At 66.7% G+C, this 24,896-nt stretch carries 32 protein-coding genes; 6 read left to right on the plus strand and 26 right to left on the minus strand.

The genetic code is table 11. The annotated features are described in order from the left end of the window. On the plus strand, window positions 1–1,035 hold the full coding sequence (locus AC5Y4H_RS09030) for an NAD(P)H-dependent amine dehydrogenase family protein (RefSeq protein WP_499980490.1): 1,035 nt from the start codon (window positions 1–3) through the stop codon (window positions 1,033–1,035). On the opposite strand, the gene AC5Y4H_RS09035 is transcribed toward AC5Y4H_RS09030, so the two are convergent. Together AC5Y4H_RS09035 and AC5Y4H_RS09040 are read right to left on the minus strand one after the other, a co-directional pair. Further along, window positions 1,032–2,264 (minus strand): zinc-dependent alcohol dehydrogenase, encoded by a 1,233-nt coding sequence (locus AC5Y4H_RS09035; RefSeq protein ID WP_499980492.1) that lies wholly within the window; start codon window positions 2,262–2,264, stop codon window positions 1,032–1,034. The two genes, AC5Y4H_RS09030 and AC5Y4H_RS09035, sit on opposite strands and share 4 nt — an antisense overlap. Continuing rightward, window positions 2,261–3,037, minus strand: a complete 777-nt coding sequence (locus tag AC5Y4H_RS09040; RefSeq protein ID WP_499980497.1) for an SDR family NAD(P)-dependent oxidoreductase — start codon at window positions 3,035–3,037, stop codon at window positions 2,261–2,263. The genes AC5Y4H_RS09035 and AC5Y4H_RS09040 overlap by 4 nt, the downstream gene beginning before the upstream one ends. 97 nt (window positions 3,038–3,134) lie before the next feature. Here AC5Y4H_RS09040 and AC5Y4H_RS09045 point away from each other — a divergent pair, with 97 nt between their 5' ends. The 3 genes from AC5Y4H_RS09045 to AC5Y4H_RS09055 are packed head-to-tail and all read left to right on the plus strand — an operon-like array spanning window position 3,135 to window position 5,936. After that, complete coding sequence (locus tag AC5Y4H_RS09045; RefSeq protein ID WP_499980499.1) at window positions 3,135–4,082, plus strand: class I SAM-dependent methyltransferase; 948 nt, start codon at window positions 3,135–3,137, stop codon at window positions 4,080–4,082. 5 nt (window positions 4,083–4,087) lie between these two features. Next, the gene (locus tag AC5Y4H_RS09050; protein WP_499980500.1) at window positions 4,088–4,996 is read left to right on the plus strand and encodes a class I SAM-dependent methyltransferase; all 909 of its coding nucleotides are present in this window, start codon (window positions 4,088–4,090) and stop codon (window positions 4,994–4,996) included. Window positions 4,997–5,006: 10 nt separating this feature from the next. Beyond that, window positions 5,007–5,936: a class I SAM-dependent methyltransferase gene (locus AC5Y4H_RS09055; RefSeq protein WP_499980503.1), complete on the plus strand. Its 930-nt coding sequence runs from the start codon at window positions 5,007–5,009 to the stop codon at window positions 5,934–5,936. Here AC5Y4H_RS09055 and sppA read toward each other — a convergent pair. After that, window positions 5,933–7,705, minus strand: coding sequence for a signal peptide peptidase SppA (gene sppA, locus AC5Y4H_RS09060; protein ID WP_499980505.1), 1,773 nt, complete (start codon window positions 7,703–7,705; stop codon window positions 5,933–5,935). The two genes, AC5Y4H_RS09055 and sppA, sit on opposite strands and share 4 nt — an antisense overlap. A gap of 38 nt (window positions 7,706–7,743) precedes the next feature. Between sppA and AC5Y4H_RS09065 the strand changes: the two genes are divergently transcribed. Next, a complete protein-coding gene (locus AC5Y4H_RS09065; RefSeq protein ID WP_499980507.1) occupies window positions 7,744–8,670 on the plus strand; it encodes an LLM class flavin-dependent oxidoreductase in 927 nt (308 codons plus the stop codon). On the opposite strand, the gene rplO is transcribed toward AC5Y4H_RS09065, so the two are convergent. The 10 genes from rplO to rplN form a co-directional block, all read right to left on the minus strand. Next, complete coding sequence (gene rplO / locus AC5Y4H_RS09070) at window positions 8,671–9,114, minus strand: 50S ribosomal protein L15 (RefSeq protein ID WP_064950241.1); 444 nt, start codon at window positions 9,112–9,114, stop codon at window positions 8,671–8,673. Then, window positions 9,111–9,329, minus strand: coding sequence for a 50S ribosomal protein L30 (rpmD, locus tag AC5Y4H_RS09075; protein ID WP_499980510.1), 219 nt, complete (start codon window positions 9,327–9,329; stop codon window positions 9,111–9,113). Before rpmD ends, rplO begins: the two co-directional genes overlap by 4 nt. Further along, window positions 9,326–10,009 (minus strand): 30S ribosomal protein S5, encoded by a 684-nt coding sequence (gene rpsE, locus AC5Y4H_RS09080; RefSeq protein WP_499980512.1) that lies wholly within the window; start codon window positions 10,007–10,009, stop codon window positions 9,326–9,328. Before rpsE ends, rpmD begins: the two co-directional genes overlap by 4 nt. 49 nt (window positions 10,010–10,058) lie before the next feature. After that, window positions 10,059–10,427: a 50S ribosomal protein L18 gene (rplR, locus tag AC5Y4H_RS09085; RefSeq protein WP_499980748.1), complete on the minus strand. Its 369-nt coding sequence runs from the start codon at window positions 10,425–10,427 to the stop codon at window positions 10,059–10,061. 41 nt (window positions 10,428–10,468) lie between these two features. Beyond that, window positions 10,469–11,008 (minus strand): 50S ribosomal protein L6, encoded by a 540-nt coding sequence (rplF, locus tag AC5Y4H_RS09090; RefSeq protein WP_499980514.1) that lies wholly within the window; start codon window positions 11,006–11,008, stop codon window positions 10,469–10,471. A 23-nt stretch (window positions 11,009–11,031) separates the two neighbouring features. Next, the gene (rpsH, locus tag AC5Y4H_RS09095; RefSeq protein ID WP_096437471.1) at window positions 11,032–11,430 is read right to left on the minus strand and encodes a 30S ribosomal protein S8; all 399 of its coding nucleotides are present in this window, start codon (window positions 11,428–11,430) and stop codon (window positions 11,032–11,034) included. A gap of 85 nt (window positions 11,431–11,515) precedes the next feature. Then, on the minus strand, window positions 11,516–11,701 hold the full coding sequence (locus AC5Y4H_RS09100; protein ID WP_003873499.1) for a type Z 30S ribosomal protein S14: 186 nt from the start codon (window positions 11,699–11,701) through the stop codon (window positions 11,516–11,518). A 4-nt stretch (window positions 11,702–11,705) separates the two neighbouring features. Beyond that, window positions 11,706–12,269: a 50S ribosomal protein L5 gene (rplE, locus tag AC5Y4H_RS09105; protein WP_067122532.1), complete on the minus strand. Its 564-nt coding sequence runs from the start codon at window positions 12,267–12,269 to the stop codon at window positions 11,706–11,708. Beyond that, on the minus strand, window positions 12,269–12,586 hold the full coding sequence (rplX, locus tag AC5Y4H_RS09110) for a 50S ribosomal protein L24 (RefSeq protein ID WP_066999320.1): 318 nt from the start codon (window positions 12,584–12,586) through the stop codon (window positions 12,269–12,271). The genes rplE and rplX overlap by 1 nt, the downstream gene beginning before the upstream one ends. Further along, window positions 12,587–12,955 (minus strand): 50S ribosomal protein L14, encoded by a 369-nt coding sequence (gene rplN, locus AC5Y4H_RS09115; protein WP_003403649.1) that lies wholly within the window; start codon window positions 12,953–12,955, stop codon window positions 12,587–12,589. It lies immediately after the preceding gene. Window positions 12,956–13,283: 328 nt separating this feature from the next. Here rplN and AC5Y4H_RS09120 point away from each other — a divergent pair, with 328 nt between their 5' ends. Continuing rightward, window positions 13,284–14,591 (plus strand): adenylate/guanylate cyclase domain-containing protein, encoded by a 1,308-nt coding sequence (locus AC5Y4H_RS09120; protein ID WP_499980524.1) that lies wholly within the window; start codon window positions 13,284–13,286, stop codon window positions 14,589–14,591. 26 nt (window positions 14,592–14,617) lie between these two features. Here the strand turns inward: AC5Y4H_RS09120 and AC5Y4H_RS09125 are convergent, their stop codons facing one another. From AC5Y4H_RS09125 to rplC, 13 genes are all read right to left on the minus strand, one after another. Further along, a complete protein-coding gene (locus AC5Y4H_RS09125) occupies window positions 14,618–16,111 on the minus strand; it encodes an HNH endonuclease signature motif containing protein (protein WP_499980528.1) in 1,494 nt (497 codons plus the stop codon). 86 nt (window positions 16,112–16,197) lie between these two features. Continuing rightward, on the minus strand, window positions 16,198–17,091 hold the full coding sequence (locus AC5Y4H_RS09130; protein WP_499980532.1) for a formylglycine-generating enzyme family protein: 894 nt from the start codon (window positions 17,089–17,091) through the stop codon (window positions 16,198–16,200). 114 nt (window positions 17,092–17,205) lie between these two features. After that, window positions 17,206–19,572 (minus strand): arylsulfatase, encoded by a 2,367-nt coding sequence (locus tag AC5Y4H_RS09135; protein ID WP_499980535.1) that lies wholly within the window; start codon window positions 19,570–19,572, stop codon window positions 17,206–17,208. 87 nt (window positions 19,573–19,659) lie between these two features. Further along, entirely contained in the window at window positions 19,660–20,031 is a 372-nt protein-coding gene (gene rpsQ / locus AC5Y4H_RS09140) for a 30S ribosomal protein S17 (protein WP_499980537.1), read from the minus strand. Beyond that, window positions 20,031–20,264 (minus strand): 50S ribosomal protein L29, encoded by a 234-nt coding sequence (gene rpmC / locus AC5Y4H_RS09145; protein ID WP_055401869.1) that lies wholly within the window; start codon window positions 20,262–20,264, stop codon window positions 20,031–20,033. Before rpmC ends, rpsQ begins: the two co-directional genes overlap by 1 nt. Then, window positions 20,264–20,680 carry a 50S ribosomal protein L16 gene (gene rplP / locus AC5Y4H_RS09150; protein ID WP_007773582.1) on the minus strand — a complete coding sequence of 139 codons (417 nt, stop codon included), beginning with the start codon at window positions 20,678–20,680 and terminating at the stop codon, window positions 20,264–20,266. Before rplP ends, rpmC begins: the two co-directional genes overlap by 1 nt. 3 nt (window positions 20,681–20,683) lie before the next feature. Then, window positions 20,684–21,520, minus strand: coding sequence for a 30S ribosomal protein S3 (rpsC, locus tag AC5Y4H_RS09155; RefSeq protein WP_499980542.1), 837 nt, complete (start codon window positions 21,518–21,520; stop codon window positions 20,684–20,686). Next, window positions 21,520–22,089: a 50S ribosomal protein L22 gene (gene rplV, locus AC5Y4H_RS09160; RefSeq protein ID WP_499980546.1), complete on the minus strand. Its 570-nt coding sequence runs from the start codon at window positions 22,087–22,089 to the stop codon at window positions 21,520–21,522. Before rplV ends, rpsC begins: the two co-directional genes overlap by 1 nt. Continuing rightward, a complete protein-coding gene (gene rpsS / locus AC5Y4H_RS09165; protein ID WP_007773585.1) occupies window positions 22,086–22,367 on the minus strand; it encodes a 30S ribosomal protein S19 in 282 nt (93 codons plus the stop codon). Before rpsS ends, rplV begins: the two co-directional genes overlap by 4 nt. A 17-nt stretch (window positions 22,368–22,384) precedes the next feature. Then, a complete protein-coding gene (rplB, locus tag AC5Y4H_RS09170) occupies window positions 22,385–23,227 on the minus strand; it encodes a 50S ribosomal protein L2 (protein WP_007773586.1) in 843 nt (280 codons plus the stop codon). A gap of 27 nt (window positions 23,228–23,254) precedes the next feature. Further along, window positions 23,255–23,557, minus strand: coding sequence for a 50S ribosomal protein L23 (gene rplW / locus AC5Y4H_RS09175; protein WP_067350595.1), 303 nt, complete (start codon window positions 23,555–23,557; stop codon window positions 23,255–23,257). Next, on the minus strand, window positions 23,557–24,237 hold the full coding sequence (gene rplD / locus AC5Y4H_RS09180; protein ID WP_499980551.1) for a 50S ribosomal protein L4: 681 nt from the start codon (window positions 24,235–24,237) through the stop codon (window positions 23,557–23,559). The genes rplW and rplD overlap by 1 nt, the downstream gene beginning before the upstream one ends. Beyond that, entirely contained in the window at window positions 24,237–24,890 is a 654-nt protein-coding gene (rplC, locus tag AC5Y4H_RS09185) for a 50S ribosomal protein L3 (RefSeq protein WP_499980553.1), read from the minus strand. Before rplC ends, rplD begins: the two co-directional genes overlap by 1 nt. Window positions 24,891–24,896: the final 6 nt, after the last annotated feature.

Here is a 24,896-nt window from a genome sequence, read left to right on the forward strand (position 1 = left end):
ATGGCGCCCTACCGCGTGGTTCAGTGGTCAACCGGCAACATCGGGAAGCGGGCGCTCGAAATCCTGCTGGACCGCGACGACTTCGAGGTCGTGGGCGTCCACGCCTTCGGTTCGGACAAGGTGGGTCGCGACGCGGGCGCCCTGGCCGACCGGCCCCCGATCGGTGTTCTCGCCACCACCGACGCCGACGCGTTGATCGAGCTTCGGCCGGACTGTGTGAATTACATGCCGCGCGTCATCGACTACGACCTGGTGATCAGGATGCTGCGCTCCGGCATCAACGTCGTCACGACGGGGGATTTCCTGACCGGCACCCATCACCCGGTCGAGCTCCCGGCGCTCGAGGAGGCGGCGCAACAGGGGTCCGCGACCTTCCTGGGCACGGGATTCGAGCCGGGCTTCATCAACGTCGTCGCCGGTTTCCTCACCGGCGCCTGTCGACGGGTCCACAGCGTCAAGCTCGTCGAAACATTGGACTGCACAACCTATCCGGTGCAGGACGTGTGGAAGGTACTCGGGTTCGGCAAACCGCCCCGGGAGCGGGTGACGCACCTCGACCCGGCGACGCAACGGTACGGCCTCGGCTACTTCGAGACGCTGGACATGATCGCCACCATGCTGGGCGTCGAGCTCGACTCCAAGGAGGCATTCGTCGAGCCCGCTGTGTTGACAAGGGATTTGAATCTGGGTTGGGTGGACTATGCCGCAGGCACCGCCGGGGGCCAGCGCCGCACCTATCGCGGCTATCGTGGTGGCCGTCCGGTGATCGAGCTGGCCATCTGCTGGACCATGAGCGATGACGCGCTCGACCCGAAGTGGGCCGACCCCAAGGGATTCAGTGTGGTGATCGAAGGTGAACCACTCATCGACGCGACCATCCGGTTCGGCAAACCCGGGCAGGACGTGATGACGGTGTTGATGGACAGCACGGCCGTCGCGGCCGTCAACGCCATACCGTTCCTTTGCGAAGCCCGCCCGGGTGTCATCACCCCGATCGACCTGCCGATCACCGGCTCCCCAGGGGCGCTCGCCTAGCGCTGGTCGATCCCCACCTTCACCGCGCCGGTCTCGCCCTGGTTGGCGATCGCCAAAAAGGCGTCCCGCCACTGCTCCAGCCCGAAGGTGTGGGTGAGCATGGGACGCAGGTCCACCCGGTCGGCCGCGACCAGGTCGAGGTAGTGGGCGATGGCGTGCTTGCGTTGCCCATCCACCTCTTCGACGCCGAACGCGTTGGAGCCGACGTAGGAGATCTCCTTGAAGTACAGCGGGCTGTCCTCCCAGCGCCCGGGGGCATGAACACCGGCCTTCACCAGCGTCCCGCGCGATCGCAGGACCCGGACGCCGACTTCGAACGTCTCGGGCTTGCCGACGGTGTCGTAGACGACGTCGACGACGCCGGGGTGAGCCATCGGCAATCCCTGCAACGGCTGGCGCAGCCGGCCACCGCCCCAGTCGACGAGTTGTTCGATGACGGCCGTTCGCGGTTCGTGCGCAAGGACTTTCGCGGCACCGAACCTGCGGGCCAGCCCGGCTTGCGCGGCGAAGCGCGCCACCACCGCGACGGCCACGTCGGGATACAGCGCCCGCAGTATCGCGACCGCACACAACCCCAGCGAGCCGGCCCCGTACACCAGTGCGGCGCCGGAGCGGGGCGGCGGGTGGCGGGTGATCGCGTGCAGCGACACGGAGAACGGGTCGGCGAACACGGCCATCTCGTCGGGAATCGATTCCGGCACCGCGAAAAGCATGCTGTCGTGGGCGGGCATCAGTTCGGCATAGCCACCCGTCACGTCGGCCGACACCCCGGTGTGGATGCCGGGCCTGATGTCGCCGTCGGCGAAACTCCAGCACAGGCTGTAGTCACCGGCTTCGCATGCGGGACAGGGCGGTTGGATGCCACGCGGCCCGCAGGACAGCCACGGGTTGAGCACCACCCGCTCGCCCACGTGCAGCCCCCGGGCTTTGGGGCCAAGGGCCACCACGTCGGCGACCACCTCGTGTCCCATGACTTGGGGGAACGAACAGAACGCCGCCATCGCGTTGTCGGTGTCGCCCGCGCCGAAGTCCATCAGGATCTGCTTGGAGTCCGACCCGCAGATGCCGGTCAGCCGCGGCCGGGTGATCACCCAGTCCTCATGCGGCAGTTCCGGATCCGGCAGATCGCGCAGAGCTGTCGGGGTTTGCGCCAGGTTCTTGGTCAGCGGGTTGGCGTCGCTGGGAACCTCGAAAGGCTCCGGCGGCACGCCGTAGACGAGTGCCTTCATCGGGACGCCATCCCCGCCGCCCCGGCGATGAACGCATCCAGGTCGGCGTTCTTGGCGCCGACGACAGCTTTCATGTCTGGCAGGTAGTGCTCGAACGTGGCGCTGCCCAGCGCCTCGATGATCCCTTCTGCCACCACCCCGGCGGGCACCTTGGGCCCCCGGTAGAGGGGCTCCTCACTGCCCGCGTGATCCCAGATCTCGGTGTCGACCGGCCCCGGCTCGATCAGCTTCACCGAGATCGGCGTGCCGTGCAGGTCGACGGCCATCGCCTCGCTCCAGCCGCACAACGCGAACTTGCTTGCGCAGTAAGCGCTTTCGTGGACGATTCCGAGCCGGCCACCGACGCTGGACACGTTGACGATCATGCCGGATCCGCGGACCAGCATCCGCGGCAACAACGCCAGCGTCATCCGCATCGGGGCGAAGAAGTTGACTCGCATGACGTCTTCGGCCTCGTCCGGATCCAGTGCCACGACGCTGCGCCGCTTGGGCGTGGCCGCGTTGTTGATCAGCACGTCGATCTCGCCGAGCGCATCCCAGGCCCTCAGCGCCAGATCACCCAGCGCCGACGTGTCGGCAAGGTCGGCCACGAACATGGCCGATCCGGGTGAGGTGTGCCGGCAGTCGGCCAGCACCTCGCCGAGCCGGTCCCGACGGCGCGCTATCAGCCCCACTACCGCCCGCCGGCCGGCCAGCCGCCGCGCCAGGGCCGCCCCCAATCCCGACGAGGCACCCGTGATGAGCACCCGTTTACCTGCCGCCGCGAACGCCATCAGTAAAGGTTGCCGCGAATCGCGGGAAGCGTACAGTGGCAGAAGCTTGTTATATCGGCTAAATATTAGATTGACTACCTCCGATTGGGGCACAAACATGACTTCCACCAGGTATGACGGCGACACCTGGGACCTGGCGTCCAGCGTCGGCGTGACCGCGACGATGGTCGCGGCGGCCCGCGCGATGGCCACCCGCGCCGACAAGCCACTGATCAACGATCCGTTCGCCGAGCCGCTGGTCAAGCTGGTGGGCGTGGACCTGCTCTCCCGGCTGGCCAGCGGGCAGCTGGATCCCGGCGAGTTGAACGACGTCCACGACGGCGCCGCGGGGTCGGCCGGGGCGATGTCGCGGATGGCTGACAACATGGCGGTCCGCACCAAGTTCTTCGACGAGTTCTTCCTCGACGCGACCAACGCGGGTATCAAGCAGGCGGTGATCCTGGCCTCCGGGCTGGACGCGCGTCCCTACCGGCTGACGTGGCCCGCCGGGACGGTGGTCTACGAGGTGGACCAGCCGCAGGTCATCGAATTCAAGAGCCGCTCGCTGGCCGACCTGGGGGCAGAGCCCACCGCGGAGCGGCGCGTGGTGGCCGTCGATCTGCGCGACGACTGGCCCACCGCGCTGCGCAACGCCGGCTTCGACCCGTCCCAACCCACCGCGTGGAGCGCGGAGGGCCTGCTCGGGTATCTGCCGCCCGAAGCGCAGGACCGCCTGTTGGACACCATCACCGAGCTCAGCGCGCCGGGGAGCCGGCTGGCCACCGAAAGCGCACCCAACCGCGAGCCGGGCGACGAGGAGAAGATGAAGGAGCGCATGCAGACGATCTCCGAGCGCTGGCGCGCGCACGGGTTCGAGCTGGACATGGCGGGGCTGGTCTACTTCGGCGAACGCAACGAGGCGGCCCCGTACCTGACCGACCGCGGTTGGCGGCTGAACAGCGCCAGTATCGCAGAATTGTTCGCGGCCAACGGACTCGACCCTCTCACCGACGACGACATGCGCATGGGCGAGATGCTGTACACCAGCGGAACTTTGGAGAAGTAGGAGCCATGGCGATGACCGCTGACACGGGAAGAACCGAGGGCGACAGCTGGGACTTGGCGTCCAGCGTGGGAGCGACAGCCACCATGGTCGCCGCATCCCGCGCAGTGGCTTCGCAGGGACCCAACCCGCTCCTTGACGATCGGCTGGCCGACCCCCTGGTTCGCGCCGTCGGGTTGGAGCCCTTCATCCGGATCATCGACGGCAACGACGATTTCGGCGACGACCCCCTGATGAACCGCAAGACCAGGGCTGAGCAGATGACGGTGCGCACCAGGTTTTTCGACGACTTCTTCGTCAATTCCGGTGTCCACCAAGCGGTGATCCTCGCTTCCGGGCTGGACACCAGGGCCTACCGCCTGCCGTGGCCGGCGGGCACGGTGGTTTTCGAGATCGACCAACCGGAGGTCATCGCGTTCAAGACCAATACCTTGGAAGGCCTCGGAGCCGCTCCGACCGCCGAGCGCCGCACCATCAGCATCGACCTGCGCGACGACTGGCCGGCCGCCCTGCGCGAGGGCGGATTTGACGTCACCCAGCCGACGGCGTGGAGCGCCGAAGGGCTGCTGCCCTACCTGCCGCCCGAGGCCCAGGACCGGCTGTTCGACAACATCACCGCGCTCAGCGCCCCGGGCAGCCGGCTGGCCACCGAACACGTTCCGGACCCCAATTCCCTCACCGACGAGCGCATGCAGCGCATCACCGAGCGGTGGCGACGTGCCGGGTTCAACATCGATGCGGGTGACCTGTTCTACCGGGGTGAGCGCAGCGTCGTCGTTGACTACCTGACCGGGCACGGCTGGGATGTGACGGCCCACCCGGTCAGGGAACTGTACGCGCACAACGGCTTCGAATTCCCCGAAGAGGTGGTCGCGGCCTTCGGCGACCTGAGTTACGTCGCCGCGACGCTCAAGTAGGGTTCCAACCATGTCACGCACTCACGATGACGAGTGGGATCTGGCGTCCAGCGTCGGCGCGACCGCGACCATGGTCGCGGCCGGGCGCGCGATGGCGACCAAGGATCCCCGCGGTTTGATCAACGATCCGTTCGCCGAGCCGCTGGTGCGCGCGGTCGGCGTCGAATTCTTCACCAAGATGATGGACGGTGATCTCGATGTGGATGCCATCGAGAGTGCCTCGCCGGTGCGTCTGCAATCGATGGTGGACGGAATGGCCGTGCGCACCAAGTTCTTTGACGATTACTTCATCGACGCTACCGGCGACGGGGTACGCCAGGTGGTGATCCTGGCGTCCGGGCTGGACTCGCGCGCCTACCGGTTGCCCTGGCCGGCCGGCACCGTGGTTTACGAGATCGACCAGCCCCGGGTGATCGAGTTCAAGAGCACCACCCTGGCCGCTGTGGGAGCCGAGCCGACGGCATCGCGTCGCACCATTCCCATCGATCTGCGCGCGGACTGGCCCGCCGCGCTGAACTCGGCGGGCTTCGATACGGCGGCGCCGACGGCCTGGCTGGCCGAGGGGCTCCTGATCTACCTGCCGCCGGAGGCTCAGGATCGGCTGTTCGACAACATCACCGCGCTCAGCGCGCCCGGCAGCACCATCGCCACCGAATTCGTGCCCGGCATCGTGGATTTCGACGCCGAACGGGTGCGCGAGATGTCCGGGTCATTCCGGGAGCACGGCGTCGACATCGACATGGCGTCGCTGGTCTACGCAGGCGAACGCAACCACGTCGTCGACTACCTGTCCAGCATCGGGTGGCAGGCCAAGGGCGTGACCCGTACCGAACTCTTCGGACGCAACGGCATCGAGGTGCCCGCACCGGAGAACGACGATCCCCTCGGCGAGATCGTCTTCATCAGCGCCAGGCTGACCGGCTCGCCGAAATCCGATTAGAGTCGCCGGGGCCCCAGCCACAGCGCGCTGGTCCCGCTGGAGGACCGCTCGACATTGTCGATGATGCCGCCGAGGGTGCGGCCCAGCAGCGCGCCGAGCGCCTCGGGCAGCGACGCCGCGGCCGGCTGTGAGGAGGCCCGCGGCCGCAGCATGTCCAACAGCGATCCACCCGGGTAGGTCACGATCCGCACGTCGGTCTCCTCGTCCAGTCCGGCGAGGATCTTCGCCCGGCGCAACGCAATTCGGAACCCGCCCAGTTCGTCGACCAGGCCCCGTTCGCGCGCGTCGGCGCCGGTCCACACCCGGCCCCGAGCAACGCGTTCGACGGCCTCGGTAGTCAGATTGCGGCCGTCGGCGACCCGCTCCAGGAAGTCGGCGTACACCTGATCGGCTTCGGCCTCGCGGTGAGCGCGCTGTTCCGGGGTGAACGGCGACTCCATCGACCAGGCGTCCGCATTGGCGTTGGTGCGCACGGATTCCAGCCCGACGCCCAAGCGTTCCAGCAGATCGCGAATCACCAGCTTGCCGGTGAACACGCCGATCGAACCGGTGATGGTTGCGGGGTTGGCCACGATCGCGTCGGCGGCCACCGCGATGTAGTAGCCGCCGGATGCGGCGACCGCACCCATCGACGCCACCACCGGCGTGCCCCGTTTGCGGGCCCTTTTCACTTCGCGCCAAAGGGTTTCCGATGCGGTGACCGAGCCTCCTGGGCTGTTGACCCGCAGCACGATCGCGGACACCGAGTCGTCGGCGGCGGCTTCCCGCAGCGCCGCGGCGATGGTGTCGCCGCCGACGGTGGAGTTGCCGAACGGCAGGAACTGGGGACCACCACGACCGTCGACGATCTCGCCGTCGACGTTGATGACCGCCACCGTCGGCTTGGCGCGGAGCCCGGGAACCGAGGGCACCGGCGGAGCCAGCCGTGTGCGGGCCGCACCCGCGTAGCGCGACAGGTACAGCCGCGGCGGTGTTGTGTCGGAAATATCCTCCGCGCCAACCAGTTCCGCGATGCGCTCGTAGGCTTCGTCCCGGAAGCCGATCCGGTCGACCAGGCCTGAGGCCACGGCCTCCTCGCGCAACAGCGGGGCACGATCGGCCAGCGCGTCGAGCACGCCGGCGTCGAGCTTGCGTGATTCCGCGACCGCTTCCCACACCTGCTCTTGTACGCTCCGCAACATCCGCGTGACGGCCTCGCGGTGGGCCTCGGTGAATCCGTGTTCGGTGTAGCGGTTCACCGCCGACTTGTATTCACCGCGCGCAACGAATTGCGGTTCGATGCCGGCCTTGTCGAACGCGTCGCGCAGGAAGGTGGCATTGCTGGCGAAGCCGATCAGTCCGACGCTTCCGGCCGGCTGCATCCAGACCTCGCCGAACGCCGAAGCCAGGTAATACGACAACGTGCCCGGGTAGGTCTCGGCCCAGGCCAGAGACGGCTTGGCGGCGGTGAAAGCGACGACGGCCTCGCGCAGCTCCTGCACCGCGGCCGACGGCGACGCGGTGAGTTGCACGCGTGCGATCAGCCCGGCGACCCGAGGGTCCTCGGCCGCCCGGTAGATGGCGGCCACCATGTCGCGCAGCGCGGTCGGCCGGCTGCCTCCGCTGATGATGGCCAGCGGATCAAACCCTGACGTCTCCGGCGGCATCGCACGCAGGTCCAATTCGAGCACGCAGCCGTTGGGCACGCCATGATGGCGGGCGGTATCGACCCGTCCGGCGAGGGCCCGAACCTCGTGGACGCCGGGGATCGAAGGCAGGAAAGCGAACATCTCTGCAGACTACCGATGCACGGCCGTACGGTGGTCGGGTGAGCTTTGCGATAGCGATTCCGCAGTTCGACTACGACGGCTTCGACGGAGCGGGGCTGCGCGCTTTTCTCGCGCGCGCCGAAGAGCTCGGATTCGAGGGCGGCTGGCTGCTCGAGCAGATCATCGGTCCCGCACCGCTGCTGGCGCCCCTGGAGCTGCTGGCGTACTGCGCGGCCTGCACCGAGCGGCTGCGGCTTGGTGTCGCGGTTTTGGTGACCTCGTTGCACGACCCGCTGCAGTTGGCCTCGGCCGCGACCGCCGTCGACAGACTGAGCCACGGCCGGCTGGACATCGGTGTCGCACCCGGCGGCGGCAGGCGGAAATTCGCCGCCTTCGGCGTGGAGAAGGAGAGCTTCATCTCGTATTTCACCGAGGGTCTGGAGCTGATGAAGGCGGCGTGGTCCGACGAGCCGAGGGTGACTTTTCACGGTCGGTTTCGCGACGTCGACGACCTGCCCATCCAGCCCAAGCCGGTACAGCGGCCGCACCCGCCGATCTGGTTCGGCGGCCTCGCACCCAAGGCGCTGGCCCGCGCGGTGCGGCACGGCGACTCATTCATGGGAGCCGGTTCGTCGACCACCGAGGCGTTCGCCGGGGCGGTGACCGTCGTGCGCCGCGAGCTCGACGAGCAACAGAAGAATCCCGCGAACTTCACCATCGGCAAACGGGTCTACCTGATGGTCGACGACGACGCCGCCAAGGCCCGGGAACGGGTGCTCGACGGGCTGGACCGCATCTACGGACGGATGCCCGGCGTGCAGGACGTACCTGTGTCCGGCACACCCGACGACGTGGTGCGCGGGTTACGTGAGGTCATCGACGCCGGGGCCCAGATGGTGCTGCTGAACCCCGTCGGCGCCGACACCAAAGAGAACCACGAGCAGATGGAACGCCTTGCCGCTGAAGTGATTCCGCAGCTGAGCTAGCTAGGACAGCTCGGTCGCGGAGCCGCCCGCGGCGGTGATCTTCTCGCGTGCGCTGCCGCTGAACTTGTGCGCGGTCACCTCGACCTTGACCGTCAGCTTGCCGTCGCCGAGGACCTTGACCAGCGAGTTGCGGCGAACCGCGCCCTTGGCCACCAACTCGTCCACGCCGATCGAACCACCCTGCGGGAAAAGCCGATTGAGGTCGCCGACGTTGACGATCTCGTACTCGGTGCGGAACCGGTTGCGGAAGCCCTTCAGCTTGGGCAGCCGCATGTGGATCGGCATCTGGCCACCCTCGAAGGTCGCCGGCACGTTCTTGCGCGCCTTGGTGCCCTTGGTACCGCGACCGGCGGTCTTGCCCTTGGATCCCTCACCGCGACCGACCCGGGTGCGGGCGGTCTTCGAACCGCGCGCGGGCTTGAGATCGTGCAGCTTGATCGTCATTTCTTGCTACCTCCGGTGCCCGTGGCCGTCGCCGCGGCCGGCTCCACCTCGACGAGGTGGCTGACCACCGCGATCAGCCCGCGGATCTGCGCGTTGTCCTCGCGGACCACTGACTGGCGAATCTTTCGCAGGCCCAGGGTGCGCAGGGACTCGCGCTGCTTCCAGCGGGCCCCGATGGTGCTGCGCACCTGGGTGATCTTCAGTTGACTGCTCATGGCTGCGCCCCCGAGGTCTGGGCCTCGCGTGCCGCCGCACTGGCCATCGCGTCACTTTCGCGGCGCGCCTTGAGCATTCCGGCCGGTGCAACGTCCTCGATGGGCAGGCCGCGGCGAGCGGCCACCTCCTCGGGACGCTGCAGCAGCTTCAGCGCGGCGACGGTCGCGTGCACCACATTGATCGCGTTGTCACTACCCAGCGACTTCGCCAGGATGTCGTGCACGCCGGCGCATTCCAGCACCGCGCGCGCGGCGCCGCCGGCGATCACACCGGTACCGGGGCTGGCCGGGCGCAGCAGCACCACGCCGGCGGCCGCCTCACCCTGTACCGGGTGGGTGATGGTCCCGCGGATGAGTGGCACCCGGAAGAAGCCCTTGCGGGCCTCCTCGACGCCCTTGGCGATGGCCGCGGGAACTTCCTTGGCCTTGCCATAGCCGACACCGACCATGCCGTGGCCGTCGCCGACGATCACCAAGGCGGTGAAGCTGAAGCGGCGACCACCCTTGACCACCTTGGAGACGCGGTTGATCGCGACAACCCGCTCCAGGTAGTTGCTCTTGTCGCCGTCGCGGTCGCGGCCGCCACGGCCGCCGTCGCCACGGCGACCGCGGCTGTCGCGGTCACCGCGCGAGTCACGGCTGTCGCCGCCGCCCTGTCCGCCGGTCGGCTGCTCCGCCATTATGCGGTCCTTCCAGTCGTGTTCAAGCTCTTCGTCATTCCGCTGTTCATCAGAATTGCAATCCGTTCTCGCGTGCGGCATCGGCCAGCGCCGCGATCCGTCCGCCGTAGGTGTATCCGCCCCGGTCGAAGACCACGCTGTCGATGCCGGCGGCCTTGGCGCGCTCGGCGATCAGCTGGCCGACCCGCACGCTGCGAGCCTTCTTGTCTCCCTGCAGGCTGCGCACGTCGTCCTCGATCGACGACGCGGCCGCCACCGTGGTCCCGTTCTCGTCGTTGACCAGTTGCACGTGAATGTGACGCGCGGACCGGTTGATCACCAGCCGCGGACGCTGCGGGGTACCGGAGACCTTCTTGCGCAACCGGGCGTGCCTGCGCAGCCGGGAGACGCGCCGAGTCGCGGAAACGCTCTGCCCCACCGGCTTTCGCGCGGCGGTGTCAGCTTTTGTTTGCGCCATGATTACTTACCTGTCTTTCCGACCTTGCGGCGGATCTGCTCACCCTCGTAGCGCACACCCTTGCCCTTGTACGGGTCGGGGCGGCGCAGACGACGGATGTTCGCCGAGATCTGGCCGACCTTCTGCTTGTCGATCCCGGTGATGGAGAACTTCGTCGGCGACTGCACGGCGAACGTGATGCCGTCCGGAGCCTCGATCACCACGGGGTGGCTGTAGCCCAGCGCGAACTCGAGGTTGGAGCCCTTGAGCTGCACTCGGTAACCGACGCCGAAGATCTCCATCTTGGTGGTGTACCCCTGAGTCACGCCGGTGACCAGGTTGGACACCAGGGTGCGTGACAGTCCGTGCAACGAGCGGTTGCGCCGCTCGTCGTTGGGGCGGGCGACCACGATCGCGCCATCATCGTTGCGCGACACGGTGATCGGCTCGGCCACCGTCAGGTCCAGGACGCCCTTGGGCCCCTTCACCGACACCTTCTGACCGTCGATCGTCACGTCGACCCCGGACGGAACCGGAACCGGCTGCTTACCAATGCGAGACATAGTGTTTCGTTACCTCCCCGCCCTTACCAGACGTACGCGAGGACTTCGCCGCCCACGCCTTGTCGGGCCGCCTGGCGGTCGGTCAGCAGGCCCGAGGAGGTGGAGATGATCGCCACACCCAGGCCACCGAGCACGCGCGGCAGATTGGTGGATTTCGCGTACACCCGCAAACCGGGCTTGGACACGCGGCGCAGGCCGGCGATGCTGCGCTCCCGGCTCGGCCCGTACTTGAGCTGAACGACCAGCGACTTGCCGACTCGAGCATCCTCGGTCCGGAAATCGGTGATGTAGCCCTCGCTCTTGAGGATCTGGGCGATGTTCGCCTTGATCTTCGAGTGCGGCAGAGTCACCTCGTCGTGATACGCCGAATTGGCGTTGCGCAGACGTGTCAAGAAGTCTGCGATCGGGTCCGTCATCGTCATGACAGCGTTGGTACCTTCCTCGCGGTGGTTCCCGGTCCGGGCCTATCGCGCACCTTTTCTGGGTTGGTCTTGTGGGTTAGGGCTGTTACCAGCTGCTCTTCTGCACGCCGGGCAGTTCGCCCGCGTGCGCCATCTCGCGCAGGCAGATCCGGCACAGGCCGAACTTGCGGAAGACCGCGCGCGGGCGGCCGCACTTGTTGCAACGCGTGTAGCCGCGCACCGCGAACTTCGGCTTGCGTGCGGCTTTGTTGACCAGTGCCTTCTTTGCCATCTACTCAGTTCTCCTTGAACGGAAAGCCGAGAGCCCGCAACAGCGCTCGCCCTTCGTCGTCATTCGTCGCCGAGGTGACGACGTTGATGTCCATGCCGCGGACCCGGTCGATCTTGTCCACGTCGATCTCGTGGAACACCGACTGCTCGGCGAGGCCGAAGGTGTAGTTGCCGACACCGTCGAACTGCTTGGGCGAAAGCCCGCGGAAGTCGCGGATACGGGGCAGCGCGATCGAGGTGAGCCGGTCCAGGAACTCCCACATCCGGTCCCCGCGCAGGGTGACCCGCGCGCCGATCGGCATGCCCTCACGCAGTTTGAACTGCGCGATGGACTTGCGCGCCCGACGGATCTCGGGGCGCTGCCCGGTGATCAGACTCAGGTCGCTGACCGCGCCGTTGATCAACTTCGCGTCCCGCGCCGCATCGCCGACACCCATGTTGACGACGACCTTGGTCACCGTCGGGATCTGCATGACGTTGGCGTAGCCGAACTGCTGCTGCAGCGAATCACGAATCTCGCTGCGGTAGCGCTCTTTCAGGCGCGGCTGAACTTTCTCTGCAGTACTCATCAGATGTCCTTGCCGTTGCGCTTGGAGATACGAACACGCTTGCCGGTCTCCTCGTCGACCCGGTAACCGACGCGGGCGGGCTTACCGTCCGAGTCGACGACCATCACGTTGGAGACGTGGATGGGAGCTTCCTGGGTGACGATGCCGCCCGACTGCGCTCCGCGCTGGTTGGTCGAGATCGCGGTGTGCTTCTTGATCCGGTTGACGCCCTCGACCAGCACTCTGTCACGTTCCGGGTAAGCCTGCAGCACCTTGCCTTTGGCGCCCTTGTCCTTGCCGGCGATGACCAGGACGGTGTCGCCTTTACGGACCTTCATTTACAAAACCTCCGGGGCAAGCGAGATGATCTTCATGAACCGCTTCTCGCGCAGTTCGCGGCCCACCGGCCCGAAGATGCGCGTCCCGCGCGGGTCGTTGTCGGGCTTGATGATGACCGCGGCGTTCTCGTCGAACTTGATGTAACTGCCGTCGGGACGACGGCGCTCCTTGACCGTGCGCACCACGACTGCCTTGACGACGTCCCCGCGCTTGACGTTGCCACCGGGAATGGCGTCCTTGACGGTGGCGACGATGACATCACCGATGCCGGCGTAGCGTCGCGACGAACCGCCGAGCACACGGATGCACAAGATCTCCTTGGCGCCGGTGTTGTCGGCGACCTTCAGTCGCGATTCCTGCTGAATCACTCGATCTCCTGACCTGGTTGCGTGTGCACGGCAGGGCAACCCACCTGGGTGAGCATTCGGCGGGCATGGCCCACCAAAAACCTGACGTGCGCGGTCTTTGTCACCGAAGGGCACGCGGGGCCGATTCGCACCGGCCGAGGTCTGCCCAAGGCAACCCCTAGAGTCTAGGGGACGACCAGCTCAGAGCCAAATTCTGCTCACGGGCGGTCGCGACCGGGGACGGCGTGGGCAGATGATGGCACCCTGATGTCGAGGAACACGTGCCTCGCACGCTCTTGAGCAGCGGAAACGCCTGCTGACCCGCCCGCTGGGAACTAGACTTCCCGCAATGTTCTCGGAGACGCGGTATGCGATGAACGGGGACTTGCGCGTCGCCTATAGGGCGTCGCCCACGGGTGAACGCGACATCGTGTTCGTCCCGAATTGGTTCACATGCTGCGAACTCCTGCCAGAGCTTCCACCTCTTCAAGGCTGGGTCGAGGCGATGACATCGCTCGGGCGAGTGATCTTCTTCGACCAGCCGGGGAGTGGAGCGTCGGATCCTGTCGAGCCTGGCGCGCTGCCGACTTTGGAGCAATGGGCTGACAGCATCACTGCGGTGCTCGACGATCTCCAAAGCCGCGAAGCAGTACTCATCACCGGGCCCGGTGCGTTTGCGACGGGTGCGGTGTTCGCTGCTACATATCCGGCGCGCACCTCCGCCCTTGTTGTGCTGGAGGGCTACGCCAATCCAGTTAATGAACGGGCTGATGGCGTTAATCCAGAGGAAGTCATCGCTGGCCTGGCGGCCATGTGGGGAACGGGCAATTACTGGCTTTCGATCAATCCCGACATGCCATACAACGAGGAGATCGGCGCTGCGTTGGCGCGACATGACCGGCTTGCCGCGAGCCCACGCACCTACGCTCTCTTAATGCCTTTATTGACCGAGGTAGACGTGCGGGCGGTGCTGACGACCATCCGCGTACCAACTCTCGTGCTCCAGCACACCGACGACCTTATGGTCCCGCCCCCGTGGGGTAAGTATGTCGCTGACCACATACCTGGCACGAAATACGTCGAACTGCCCGGGCGCAACCTGTACCACTTCGTGGAACCGTGGCGGGATTCGTTTCAGGAGATCGCTGAGTTCCTGACAGGCCACCGCGCAGAAGTTGCCGATGATCGGGTTCTCGCCACAGTGCTGTTCACCGACATCGTGGACTCGACGCGACGGGCCGCCGCGATGGGCGACCGCGATTGGCGTGCTCTGCTCGACGCTCACGACGCCGTCGTGCGTTCGCAGCTCGCTCGCTTTCGGGGCCGCGAGGTGAACACGTCGGGTGACGGCTTCCTCGCGATGTTCGACGGCCCGCAGCGAGCGATCCGCTGCGCCATGGCGATTCGCGATGCAGTGCAGGCGCTAGGTATTCAGGTGCGCGCCGGGTTGCACACCGGCAAGTGCGAGGTCCGCGGCGATGACATTGGCGGCATCGGGGTGCGGGTGAGCGCGCTGGCCGGGCCGAACGACGTACTGGTGTCTAGCACGCTGCGCGACCTGGTGATCGGGTCAGGACTCGAGTTCGAGGAGCGCGGCATGCACGAACTCAAGGGCGCGCACGGCGAGTGGCGTCTGTTCGCCGTCGCCACTTCGTAAGTCGTTCGTAAGTCGTTGCGCTGCAGTCAGAATGGCGGCGGCTCGTCGTCGCCGGGGGGCGCGGGCCCGCAATAGGCGGCCTCGCGTTCTCGGCGTTTCGCTTGCCGGGCTTGGTGGTTTTGCCTGCGTTCGGCCGCAACGCGATGGGCGCGGTCCTGGGCGCGGGTGCGCCGGCGGCTGGGCATCATGACACTGCGGTCACCGCAGTAGTCCGGGACGGGGTCGACTTCCGGGGCCGGTATCGCGCCGGTGGCCCCGCACAAACTCGGAAACAGCAGTGCGCTGCCCGGCGCGGTGACATAGGTGCGCCCGCCCGGTGAGGTCAGGATCAGCGACCCATCGGGCAGTTGCTCGTCGCGCCACCCCCAGAAAGTTTTGACCAAATGATGAGTGCGGCAGTAGCACTTCAGGTTGGACGCATGGGTGGGCCCGCCTTCGCTGTGGGGAATTGTATGGTCCACGTCGCAGTCGGTGGCCGGAACGTCACACCCGGGCCAGCGGCAGGTCAAATCTCGACAGCGCACGAAATCGGCCAGCGCCTTGGAGGGCACATAACCGGGTTCCGGTGGCGCATCACCGGGATGTACCAGCGGCACCAGCTTCGCCGAGGCGGCCAGTTCGGCTATCAACTCGGGCGGGATCAACCCCTCAGCACCCACCTCGACGGCCGGCACCCGGCCATCACGCAGCGTCGAATGCTCTGCGATCACATGGATTATCACCGGTCCGGCGGCGCGCCGTGTCCCCGCCGCGCAATCCGATCGCCCGCACCGGCAGCCCAACCGGTCCGCACCGGCAGCCAACGCCCCCAACGCGTCAGCGCGACGCTGATCGCGGGTGCGCGGATCGTGCTCACATGCCGTGGCTGCCAGTGCGTCCAACCGCTTATCCAGCGCGTGCGCGTCCGGACTCACCAGGCTGCCTTCGATATGCGACATGCCCTCGCCCGCATCGACGATGCAGATCTCACGATCACCCGCGCGTTCCTTGCGGCGCCGTACCGCGTCCGCATCGGCGCGGGCCACCACCTTATCCACCTGCGCAGCCAGCCGGCCCTGACTTAGGGACGGCCACCTGGTGACATTGGCGGCCAGCACGGCGTCCACGGCCCCCAAGACGTCGGGGTCGGTGATCAAATCGGTGCGGAACACGATCGTTTGAAACATTCGGTAATCGAGATCACCGGCTCGAAAGACCGCGCCCACTTTTGGCAGCCGCTCACTCATCGCGCGGGCATACCGCACTCGGCTGGCGGCCAGTCCCTGGCTGATCCGCAACTCCGCGGCAACTTCCGCACTCACCGCCGACTCGGTGTCCACCGCCCACTCCTCGGTCTCCGAACACCGCGAAAGCCGATATGAAAACAACTCTCCGATCGCCGCCAACTGCTCACCCGCAGCGCGGTTTTCGATCCGTGAAAACAACCCAATCCGCTCCAGCAGCGCCGTGGATGCCGCCGTCCGTGACGGATAGTGCCGCTCGACCAACTCATCGAACCGGGCAATCACGTCTTCGAACATAATTCGATTATGTCGGGGGGCACCGACAAGTTACGGTCCGTCGCGGCCTGCCCGCCGCGTCTCGGGCGCAACCGGCGGGCGCGGTGCTACGGATTGCATGACAAGTCCGCCACGCAGCGAAACCCGATGTGCGTCGTCGCGGAGTCCTGCGACTGCGGTGACCGGGCCGCCGGCCGGTAGCGGTGGCAGTACTCCGGCGCGCACAGGTGGCTGCCGCCCTTCAGCGTCTGGTTGACGGACGGATCGGCGGGACCCGACGGGGTGCAGCAGGACTTGGGCGGCTGGTCGAGCCGGTGATGCGCGGTGAACTCGGTGGCCGTCCACTCCCACACGTTGCCGATCATGTCGACAAGCCCAAAGGCGTTGGAGGCGAACGTCCCAACGGGCGACGTTCCCACCCAGCCGAGTGCTCCCTCATTGCGGTACGGGAAGTCGCCCTGCCAGGTGTTCGCCATCAGTCGGCCATCGCTCGTGGCCTCGTCGCCCCACGAATACGTCCTCGTGGATCCGCCCCGGGCCGCGTACTCCCACTCGGCCTCGGTCGGCAGCCGCCGCCCTGCCCAGCGGGCGTAGGCGATCGCATCCGGATACGCCACCTGCACCACCGGGTGATCACCGCGGTCCGCCACATCGCTGTCGGGGCCGAACGGATGGCGCCAGCTCGCCCCCGGCACCCACTGCCACCATTGGCGCCAGTCGCGCAAGTCGACCGGCCCGGGTGTCGGCCGGAAAACCATTGCGCCCGGGCATAACTCGCCCGGGTCCACTCCCGGATACAGCGCCGGGTCGATGGGCTGTTCCGCCACCGTCACATACCCGGTGGTGTCGACGAATTCGGCGAACTGCGCGTTGGTCACCGGGTGCCGTTCCACTGCGATCCGGCCCACCGTCACGGTGTGGATGGGCGCCTCTTCGGGGTAGAAGCTGGTCGAGCCCATGCGGAATGACCCGCCCGGCAGGTCGACCAGCTCGCTCAGCACCCCGCCAGGCTACGCCGGTCGAGCGCCCTAGTCGGATTGTCGATACCAGGTGAGCAGTGGAGAGCCGTCGACGCATCGAAACCCGAGTGAGACAGATCTTCACCCGCCGACACGTCAGTCTCGCGAAAAGGCCAGCGCGATCTCGGCTTCCACGTCCACGTAGGGCCGGCCGGACAGGTCCACGGTGACCTCGCTGATGGTGCCGCCGGTGAACGTGAACGGCGCCTTGTATCGGCTGGACACCCCCGAACCGCCGTTGCGCCCGACCGTGATACCGGCACCGGCCAGCCCGAAGGTTCCGGGGTGGGCGGTCACCCCGGCCAGCGTGCCGACGACCTTGTCGTCGATGAACAGCGTGACGTCGCCCAGCGGCGTGTGACTGTTCTCGACAGTCCCGGTGCGGGAATAGCTGGCGCCGAACAGATGCCTGCCAAGGGGCACCGCGTCGGACGAGGAGACCTCCTGCTGGCGCTCGCCGAGGAAGTTGTACACGTAGTGCAGCCGTCCGTCCTGGATGAACAGCACGTGCCCGCCGTGCGCGCCGCCCTGCTTGAACAGCACGCCCTCGGCGCCGGTGGTGTCGATGGTGACCCCGGCCAGCACCGAGAATGACCGGCCGCGGATTTCGGCGGCGGCGCCGATGCTCACATCGGCGCAATCGGGATAGTAGAGGTAGCTGTTGCGTTCGCTGACCAGATACGGCCGCGACCGCGTCATGGTCTCCAGGATGTTGAGGTCTGACAGCGGCAACCCGTTGTACTTGGCCGCTTCCGAGAACCACAGCGCCTTGAGTTCTTCGAGTTTGTCCGGGTTCTCGGCCGCCAGGTCGTGGCACTGGCTGCGGTCGGCCTCGATGTGGAACAGTTCCCAGCGGTCGGCGTCGAAATGCGACCAGCCGGCTGGGGTGGCCGCGTGCACGGTGTTGGCGAACCAGCCCTGGTGCCAGATCCCGCGAGTTCCCAGCATGGTGTAGAACTGTGTGCTCTTGCCAGTGTCGGCGCCCGGATCGGCAAGGGCCGCTTTGAAACTCACGCCGTCGAGCGGTTTCTGAACAATGCCCCTGACGGTTTCCGGCGGCGTCATTCCCAGCAGGTCGTAGACGGTCGGGGTGATGTCGCATACATTGACGTAGTTGTCGCGGACTTCCCCGTGCGCGGCAATTCCGTTGGGCCACGAGATGATTGCCGTGTCGGCGATGCCGCCCTCATGGGAGGCGTACCGCTTGTACAGCTTGTAGGGCGTGTTGAACGCCATCGCCCATCCGATGGGGTAATGGTTGTAGGTCTCGGGGCCGCCGAGGTGCTCGAACATCTTCATGCTTTCTTCGACTGTGTCGATGTAGCCGTTGAAGAACTTGCCCTCGTTGACCGATCCGTTCGGGCCGCCCTCACCGCTGGCGCCGTTATCGGAGATGACCACGATGATGGTGTTGTCCAGCTGGCCCGAATCCTCGAGATAGTCCAGGATCCGGCCGATCTGGGCATCGGTGTAGCTCAGGAATCCGGCGAAGACTTCGGCCATCCGGGAGAACAGCTTCTTCTCTTCATCGTTGAGCGTTTCCCAGGGCCGCACGGTGTCCTGCAACGGCCACGGCTCGCCACCCGGCCCCTTCACGTCGAGATACGGGTTGACCGGCGACAGTTCGGTGTCGGCCGGCACGATGCCCAGCGACTTCTGCCGCTCCAGCACGACCTCGCGGTAGCGCTCGTAGCCCATGTCGAACTTGCCGGCATACTTGTCCGCCCACTCTTTGAACACGTGGTGCGGGGCGTGCCCGGCGCCGGGGCACACGTAGGAGAACCAAGGCTTCTCGGGCGCAATTACTTTGGCGTCGCGGATGAATTCGATCGTCTTGTCGGCGATGTCCTTCGAGAGGTGGTAGCCGTCCTCCGGGGTGCCCGGCGGAGTCACCGGGTGGTTGTCGTAGACCAGGTCCGGATACCACTGATCGGTCTCGCCGCCCATGAACCCGTAGAACCGTTCGAAGCCGCGCGAGGTCGGCCAGTGCCGCTTCGTCGAGGCCAGGTTCGATTCCTCGAGGGGTGTCAGGTGCCACTTGCCCACGCAGTAGGTGTTGTATCCCCGTTCGGCGAGAGCCTCGGAAAGCAGACCTGTCTCGAACGGGATACGGCCGTTGGCGTTGGGAAAGCCCTCGGTGAACTCCTCGATGGTGGCCATGCCGACGGTGGTGGCGTTGCGGCCGGTGAGCAAGGACGCCCGGGTCGGTGAGCACAGCGCGGTGGTGTGGAATTGCGAGAGCCGGATGCCGCGCTCGGCGATGCGCGCCATGGCGGGCATCTCGACCAAGCCACCGAAGCAGTCCCAGGTCGCGATGCCCGTGTCGTCCCACACGAGATACAGGATGTTGGGTGAGTTCTCCGGCGCGGTCGGCGCGGCGTAAGGCCCCCAGTCCGGCTCGGAATCCCGGATGTCGAGCTCGATCTTGCCGGTGAACTCCCACTGCCTCGACCCAGCCACCATCGTCAGCCTCACTCTTGTAGCGGACTTGCCGAACGTGCGTGAAGACTACACCCGGGACCGGGCGTTTAGGTGCTGGTATTGAAGGGCTTACTTCGCCTTTTCCAGAATTTCGACGAGCCGCCAACGCTTGGTCGCCGACGTCGGGCGGGTCTCCATCAGCGAGACGCGGTCGCCGATTCCGGCGGTGCTGTTCTCGTCGTGCGCCTTGACCTTGGTGGTGGTCCGGATGATCTTGCCGTACAGCGGGTGACGCACACGATCCTCGAGCTCGACCACGATGGTCTTCTGCATCTTGTCACTCACCACGTAGCCGATGCGCACCTTGCGGCGGCCCCGCACCTTCGGGTTGGCCGGAGTGTTCTTGGGGCCTTTGGGATTCCCGTCCTTCGACGCGGCCTCGGTTGCGGCGGCCTTCTTGGGGGCGGCCTTCTTGGGGGCGGCCTTCTTGGCTTCTGCCATCACGATTCCTTACCGTCGGGCCCGGAAGCCAAGCCCAGTTCTCGTTCGCGCAGCACGGTGTAAACGCGCGCGATCTCCTGACGCACCGTGCGGAGCCGGCGGTTGTTGGTGAGCTGCCCGGTCGCCATCTGGAAACGCAGGTTGAACAGCTCTTCCTTGGATTCGCGCAACCGCTCGGTCAGCTCCTCTTCGGTGAGCTCACGCAGTTCGCCAGGCGAAATTCCCACTGCCATCAGAACTGATCCTCTCGAGTCACGATGCGTGCCTTGATCGGCAGCTTGTGGATTGCACGGGTGAGCGCCGCCCGGGCGGTCTGCTCGTTGGGGTAGCTGAGTTCGAACAGCACCCGGCCCGGCTTGACGTTGACGACCCACCACTCCGGCGAACCCTTACCCGAACCCATCCGGGTTTCGGCGGGCTTCTTGGTCAGCGGGCGGTCGGGGAAGACGTTGATCCACACCTTGCCGCCACGCTTGATGTGCCGGTTGATGGCGATACGAGCGGACTCGATCTGCCGGTTGGTGACGTAGGCGTGCTCCAAGGCCTGGATGCCGTAGTCACCGAAGTTCACCGCCGTGCCACCACTGGCGATACCGCGCTGGCGGGGGTGGTGCTGCTTGCGGTGTTTAACCCTGCGGGGAATCAACATGATTCAGCTCTCCGTGCTTTGTGGTTCTGCAGCGGGTGCGGTCTGGGTCGCGGCCGCTGCGCCCTCTTCGGCACTCGCGGCGGCGCGGCCGGCCTCGGTGCTGGTGCCCGTGGTGCCCGACGCGCCACTGCGACGCGGACGGGTGCCCGACGGACGCTCGCGGCGTGAACGCTCGGCGCCCGCCGGCGCGGCGGCGGCCAATTCGCGCTTCCCACCGACGATGTCGCCCTTGTAGATCCACACCTTCACGCCGATCCGGCCGAAGGTGGTCTTGGCTTCGTACAGGCCGTAGTCGATGTCGGCACGCAGCGTGTGCAGCGGCACCCGGCCCTCGCGGTAGAACTCCGAACGGCTCATCTCGGCGCCACCGAGACGGCCGGAGCACTGGACCCGGATGCCTTTCACGTTGGGCTGACGCATCGCGGACTGGATGGCCTTGCGCATCGCGCGGCGGAACGCCACGCGGTTGCTCAGCTGCTCGGCGACGCCCTGCGCCACCAATTGCGCCTGGGACTCCGGGTTTCGGACCTCGAGGATGTTGAGCTGCACCTGCTTGCCGGTCAGCTTCTCGAGGTCGGCACGGATCCGGTCGGCCTCGGTGCCGCGACGGCCGATCACGATGCCGGGACGCGCGGTGTGGATGTCCACCCGGACCCGGTCACGGGTGCGCTCGATCTCCACGTCGGCGATCCCGGCCCGCTCCAGGCCGGTCGAGAGCAGCCGCCGGATCGCGACGTCTTCCTTGACGTAGTCGGCGTACTGCTTGTCGGCGTACCAGCGTGACTTCCAGTCGGTGGTGATGCCCAGCCGGAAGCCGTGCGGATTGATCTTCTGGCCCACTAGTCTGAGCCTCCCTTCGCGTCAGAGGTCTCAGACGTCTCGGCTTCGGCTTTCGATGCGGCCTTCTTCGCGGGCGCTTTGGTGGCCGCCTTCTTGGCCGGTGCCTTGTTGGCCGGCGCTTTCTTGGCGGGTGCCTTCTTCGCGGGCGCCTTGGAGGCGGCCTTGCTGGCCTCGGCGCGACGGGCCCGGGTCGACTTCGCCGACCCCTGGTCCTTGCCCGGCCGGCTTTCCACCACGACCGTGATGTGGCTGGTGCGCTTGCGAATCCGGAACGCGCGGCCCTGGGCGCGCGGACGGATGCGCTTGGCGGTGGGTCCCTCGTCGGCGTAGACGGTGGCGACCACCAGGGTCGCCGGGTCCAGGCCGTTGTTGTTCTGCGCGTTGGCCGCGGCACTGGCGATCACCTTGGCCACCGGCTCGCTGGCGGCCTGCGGCGCCCAGCGCAAGATGTCGAGCGCGTCGGCCACCGAGCGGCCGCGCACCAGGTCGATCACCCGCCGCGCCTTCCTCGGCGACACCCGCACGAAACGTGCTTTGGCCACCGCCGATGGGAATTCCGTTGTGGTCATCGCCGTTTGGCCTTCCGGTCGTCCTTGATGTGTCCCTTGAAGGTGCGGGTGGGCGCGAATTCACCAAGCTTGTGGCCGACCATCGCCTCGGTGACGAACACCGGGACGTGCTTGCGCCCATCGTGGACGGCGAAGGTGTGGCCGATGAAGTCAGGAATGATCGTCGAACGCCGCGACCATGTCTTGATCACCTGTTTGGTGTTCTTCTCGTTCTGCGTGTCCACCTTCTTGAGCAGGTGGCCGTCGACGAACGGGCCCTTCTTCAGGCTGCGTGGCATGTGCTACTCCTGACTTCCTAGCGACCGTGCTTCTTGCCGGTGCGCCGGCGTCGGACAATGAGCTTGTTACTGGCCTTGTTCGGGTGGCGGGTGCGGCCCTCGGGCTTGCCCCACGGGCTCACCGGGTGACGACCACCTGAGGTCTTACCCTCACCACCACCGTGCGGGTGGTCCACCGGGTTCATGACCACACCACGGACCGAAGGGCGCTTGCCCTTCCACCGCATCCGGCCGGCCTTGCCCCAGTTGATGTTCGCCTGCTCGGCGTTGCCGACCTCGCCCACGGTGGCGCGGCAGCGCACGTCGACGCGGCGGATCTCACCGCTGGGCATACGCAGCGACGCGTAGGTGCCCTCCTTACCGAGCAGCTGGATGCTGGATCCGGCCGACCGCGCCAGCTTGGCGCCACCGCCCGGTCGCAGCTCCACGGCGTGGATCACGGTACCGGCCGGGATGTTGCGCAGCGGGAGGTTGTTGCCGGGCTTGATGTCGGCGTTCGGGCCGCACTCGACCACGTCACCCTGCGAAAGTCCCTGCGGCGCGATGATGTAGCGCTTCTCGCCGTCCAGGAAGTGCAGCAACGCGATGTTGGCGGTGCGGTTGGGGTCGTACTCGATGTGCGCGACCTTGGCGTTCACGCCGTCCTTGTCGTTGCGACGGAAATCGATCACCCGGTAGGCGCGCTTGTGGCCACCACCTTTGTGGCGGGTGGTGATGCGGCCGTGCGCGTTTCGCCCACCGTGGCCGTGCAGCGGGCGCACCAGCGACTTCTCCGGGGTGGAACGAGTGACCTCGGAGAAATCGGACACGCTCGAGCCGCGACGGCCGGGGCTCGTCGGCTTGTACTTACGAATTGCCATGTCTAATCAGGTTTCCTCTCGCGGCGGCTACGCCGGTGCCCCGAACAGATCGATCGGCTTGCTACCCGGCGCCAGCGTGACGATGGCCCGCTTGGTGCTCTTGCGCTTGCCGAATCCGGTCCTGGTGCGCTTGCGCTTACCTTGCCGGTTCGCGGTGTTCACCGACGCGACCTTGACGGAGAAGATCTTCTCGACAGCGATCTTGATCTGCGTCTTGTTCGAATCGGGGTGCACCACGAACGTGTACACGTTGTCGTCGAGCAGCGAATAGGACTTCTCCGAGATGACCGGGCCCAGAATGATGTCGCGGGGGTCAGTGATGGTCGCCATTACGCGGTTACCTCCACATCCTTGTCGGCGGCACCGCCGGTGGCCCCGGCGATGTAGGCGCCCAGCGCCTCGACGCTGAACACCACGTCGTCCGAGCGCAGCACGTCATAGGTGTTGAGCTGGTCGGGAGCCAGGATGTGCACACCCGGCAGGTTGCGCACGCTCTTGGCGCCGGCCTCGTCGCTGCGGCCGATCACGACCAGCACTCGCTTGCGGTCGGTCAGGCTGCCCAGGAACGCCTTGGCGCTCTTGGTGGACGGCGTCTGACCCGAGACCAGCTCGGTGATCGCGTGAATGCGGCCGTTGCGCGCCCGGTCGGACAACGCGCCACGCAACGCCGCGGCGATCATCTTCTTGGGGGTGCGCTGGCTGTAGTCGCGGGGCTTGGGACCGTGCACGATGCCACCGCCGGTGAACTGCGGGGCACGCGTCGAACCCTGACGGGCCCGACCGGTTCCCTTCTGCCGGTACGGCTTACGGCCACCACCACTGACGTCGCCGCGGGTCTTGGTCGAGTGCGTGCCCTGACGCGCCGCCGCGCGCTGCGCGGTGACCACCTGGTGCATCAGCGCGATATTGGCCGGGGCGTCGAACAATTCGGCCGGCAGCTCGATCGAGCCCTCGACCTTGCCGGCCGGCGTCTTGACGTCGATCTTGAGCGTCTTGGAGCCTTCTGCCATCACTTCTCACCTCGTTTGACCGCGCTGCGGACCACGACGAGTCCGCCGGTGCGGCCGGGGACCGCGCCCTTGATCAGCAGCACGCCGTTCTCGGTATCGACCTTGTGCACCAACAGGTTCTGGACGGTCACCCGGTCGCTACCCATCCGGCCGGACATCCGGGTGCCCTTGAACACCCGGGCGGGCGTGGCGCAGCCGCCGATGGAACCGGGACGGCGGTGCACCGCCTGGGCACCGTGGCTGGCGCCCTGGCCACGGAAGCCGTGGCGCTTCATGGTGCCGGCGAAGCCCTTGCCCTTCGAGGTGCCCGTGACGTCGACGTAGGCGCCGTCGGCGAAGATCTCCGCCGTCAGCTCCTGGCCGACCTCGTAGTCGGCGGCCGCCTCGGGGTTCTCCAGCCGCAGCTCGGCCAGGAACCGGCGCGGGTTCACACCGGCGGCGGCGTACTGACCGGTCACCGGCTTGTTGACCTTGCGGGGACTGATCTCGCCGTACGCCAGCTGCACGGCACTGTAACCGTCGCGCTCGGGCGTACGGATCCGGGTCACCACGTTCGGACCGGCCTTGACGACCGTCACCGGCACGACCTTGTTGTTCTCGTCGAACACCTGCGTCATGCCCAGCTTGGTACCCAGAATGCCTTTTCTTGCCATGAGTCT

Source organism: Mycobacterium sp. NGS58, assembly GCF_059812385.1.

Coding starts and splice junctions, on each gene's coding strand:
- rpmC (WP_055401869.1), bottom strand. CDS start 20,264: ATGGCAGTGGGAATTTCGCCTGGCGAACTGCGTGAGCTCACCGAAGAG.
- rplC (WP_499980553.1), bottom strand. CDS start 24,890: ATGGCAAGAAAAGGCATTCTGGGTACCAAGCTGGGCATGACGCAGGTG.
- rplO (WP_064950241.1), bottom strand. CDS start 9,114: ATGACGATCAAGCTGCACGATCTCAAGCCCGCGCGCGGTTCGAAGACC.
- AC5Y4H_RS09100 (WP_003873499.1), bottom strand. CDS start 11,701: ATGGCAAAGAAGGCACTGGTCAACAAAGCCGCACGCAAGCCGAAGTTC.
- AC5Y4H_RS09045 (WP_499980499.1), top strand. CDS start 3,135: ATGACTTCCACCAGGTATGACGGCGACACCTGGGACCTGGCGTCCAGC.
- rplP (WP_007773582.1), bottom strand. CDS start 20,680: ATGTTGATTCCCCGCAGGGTTAAACACCGCAAGCAGCACCACCCCCGC.
- rplB (WP_007773586.1), bottom strand. CDS start 23,227: ATGGCAATTCGTAAGTACAAGCCGACGAGCCCCGGCCGTCGCGGCTCG.
- AC5Y4H_RS09120 (WP_499980524.1), top strand. CDS start 13,284: ATGTTCTCGGAGACGCGGTATGCGATGAACGGGGACTTGCGCGTCGCC.
- AC5Y4H_RS09135 (WP_499980535.1), bottom strand. CDS start 19,572: ATGGTGGCTGGGTCGAGGCAGTGGGAGTTCACCGGCAAGATCGAGCTC.
- AC5Y4H_RS09035 (WP_499980492.1), bottom strand. CDS start 2,264: ATGAAGGCACTCGTCTACGGCGTGCCGCCGGAGCCTTTCGAGGTTCCC.
- rpsE (WP_499980512.1), bottom strand. CDS start 10,009: ATGGCGGAGCAGCCGACCGGCGGACAGGGCGGCGGCGACAGCCGTGAC.
- AC5Y4H_RS09030 (WP_499980490.1), top strand. CDS start 1: ATGGCGCCCTACCGCGTGGTTCAGTGGTCAACCGGCAACATCGGGAAG.
- rplX (WP_066999320.1), bottom strand. CDS start 12,586: ATGAAGGTCCGTAAAGGCGACACCGTCCTGGTCATCGCCGGCAAGGAC.
- AC5Y4H_RS09055 (WP_499980503.1), top strand. CDS start 5,007: ATGTCACGCACTCACGATGACGAGTGGGATCTGGCGTCCAGCGTCGGC.
- rpsS (WP_007773585.1), bottom strand. CDS start 22,367: ATGCCACGCAGCCTGAAGAAGGGCCCGTTCGTCGACGGCCACCTGCTC.
- rpsH (WP_096437471.1), bottom strand. CDS start 11,430: ATGACGATGACGGACCCGATCGCAGACTTCTTGACACGTCTGCGCAAC.
- rplE (WP_067122532.1), bottom strand. CDS start 12,269: ATGAGTACTGCAGAGAAAGTTCAGCCGCGCCTGAAAGAGCGCTACCGC.
- rplD (WP_499980551.1), bottom strand. CDS start 24,237: ATGGCAGAAGGCTCCAAGACGCTCAAGATCGACGTCAAGACGCCGGCC.
- rplV (WP_499980546.1), bottom strand. CDS start 22,089: ATGACCACAACGGAATTCCCATCGGCGGTGGCCAAAGCACGTTTCGTG.
- rpsQ (WP_499980537.1), bottom strand. CDS start 20,031: ATGGCAGAAGCCAAGAAGGCCGCCCCCAAGAAGGCCGCCCCCAAGAAG.
- AC5Y4H_RS09050 (WP_499980500.1), top strand. CDS start 4,088: ATGGCGATGACCGCTGACACGGGAAGAACCGAGGGCGACAGCTGGGAC.
- AC5Y4H_RS09040 (WP_499980497.1), bottom strand. CDS start 3,037: ATGGCGTTCGCGGCGGCAGGTAAACGGGTGCTCATCACGGGTGCCTCG.
- sppA (WP_499980505.1), bottom strand. CDS start 7,705: ATGTTCGCTTTCCTGCCTTCGATCCCCGGCGTCCACGAGGTTCGGGCC.
- rplW (WP_067350595.1), bottom strand. CDS start 23,557: ATGGCGACCATCACTGACCCCCGCGACATCATTCTGGGCCCGGTCATC.
- AC5Y4H_RS09125 (WP_499980528.1), bottom strand. CDS start 16,111: ATGTTCGAAGACGTGATTGCCCGGTTCGATGAGTTGGTCGAGCGGCAC.
- rplF (WP_499980514.1), bottom strand. CDS start 11,008: ATGTCTCGCATTGGTAAGCAGCCGGTTCCGGTTCCGTCCGGGGTCGAC.
- rpmD (WP_499980510.1), bottom strand. CDS start 9,329: ATGAGCAGTCAACTGAAGATCACCCAGGTGCGCAGCACCATCGGGGCC.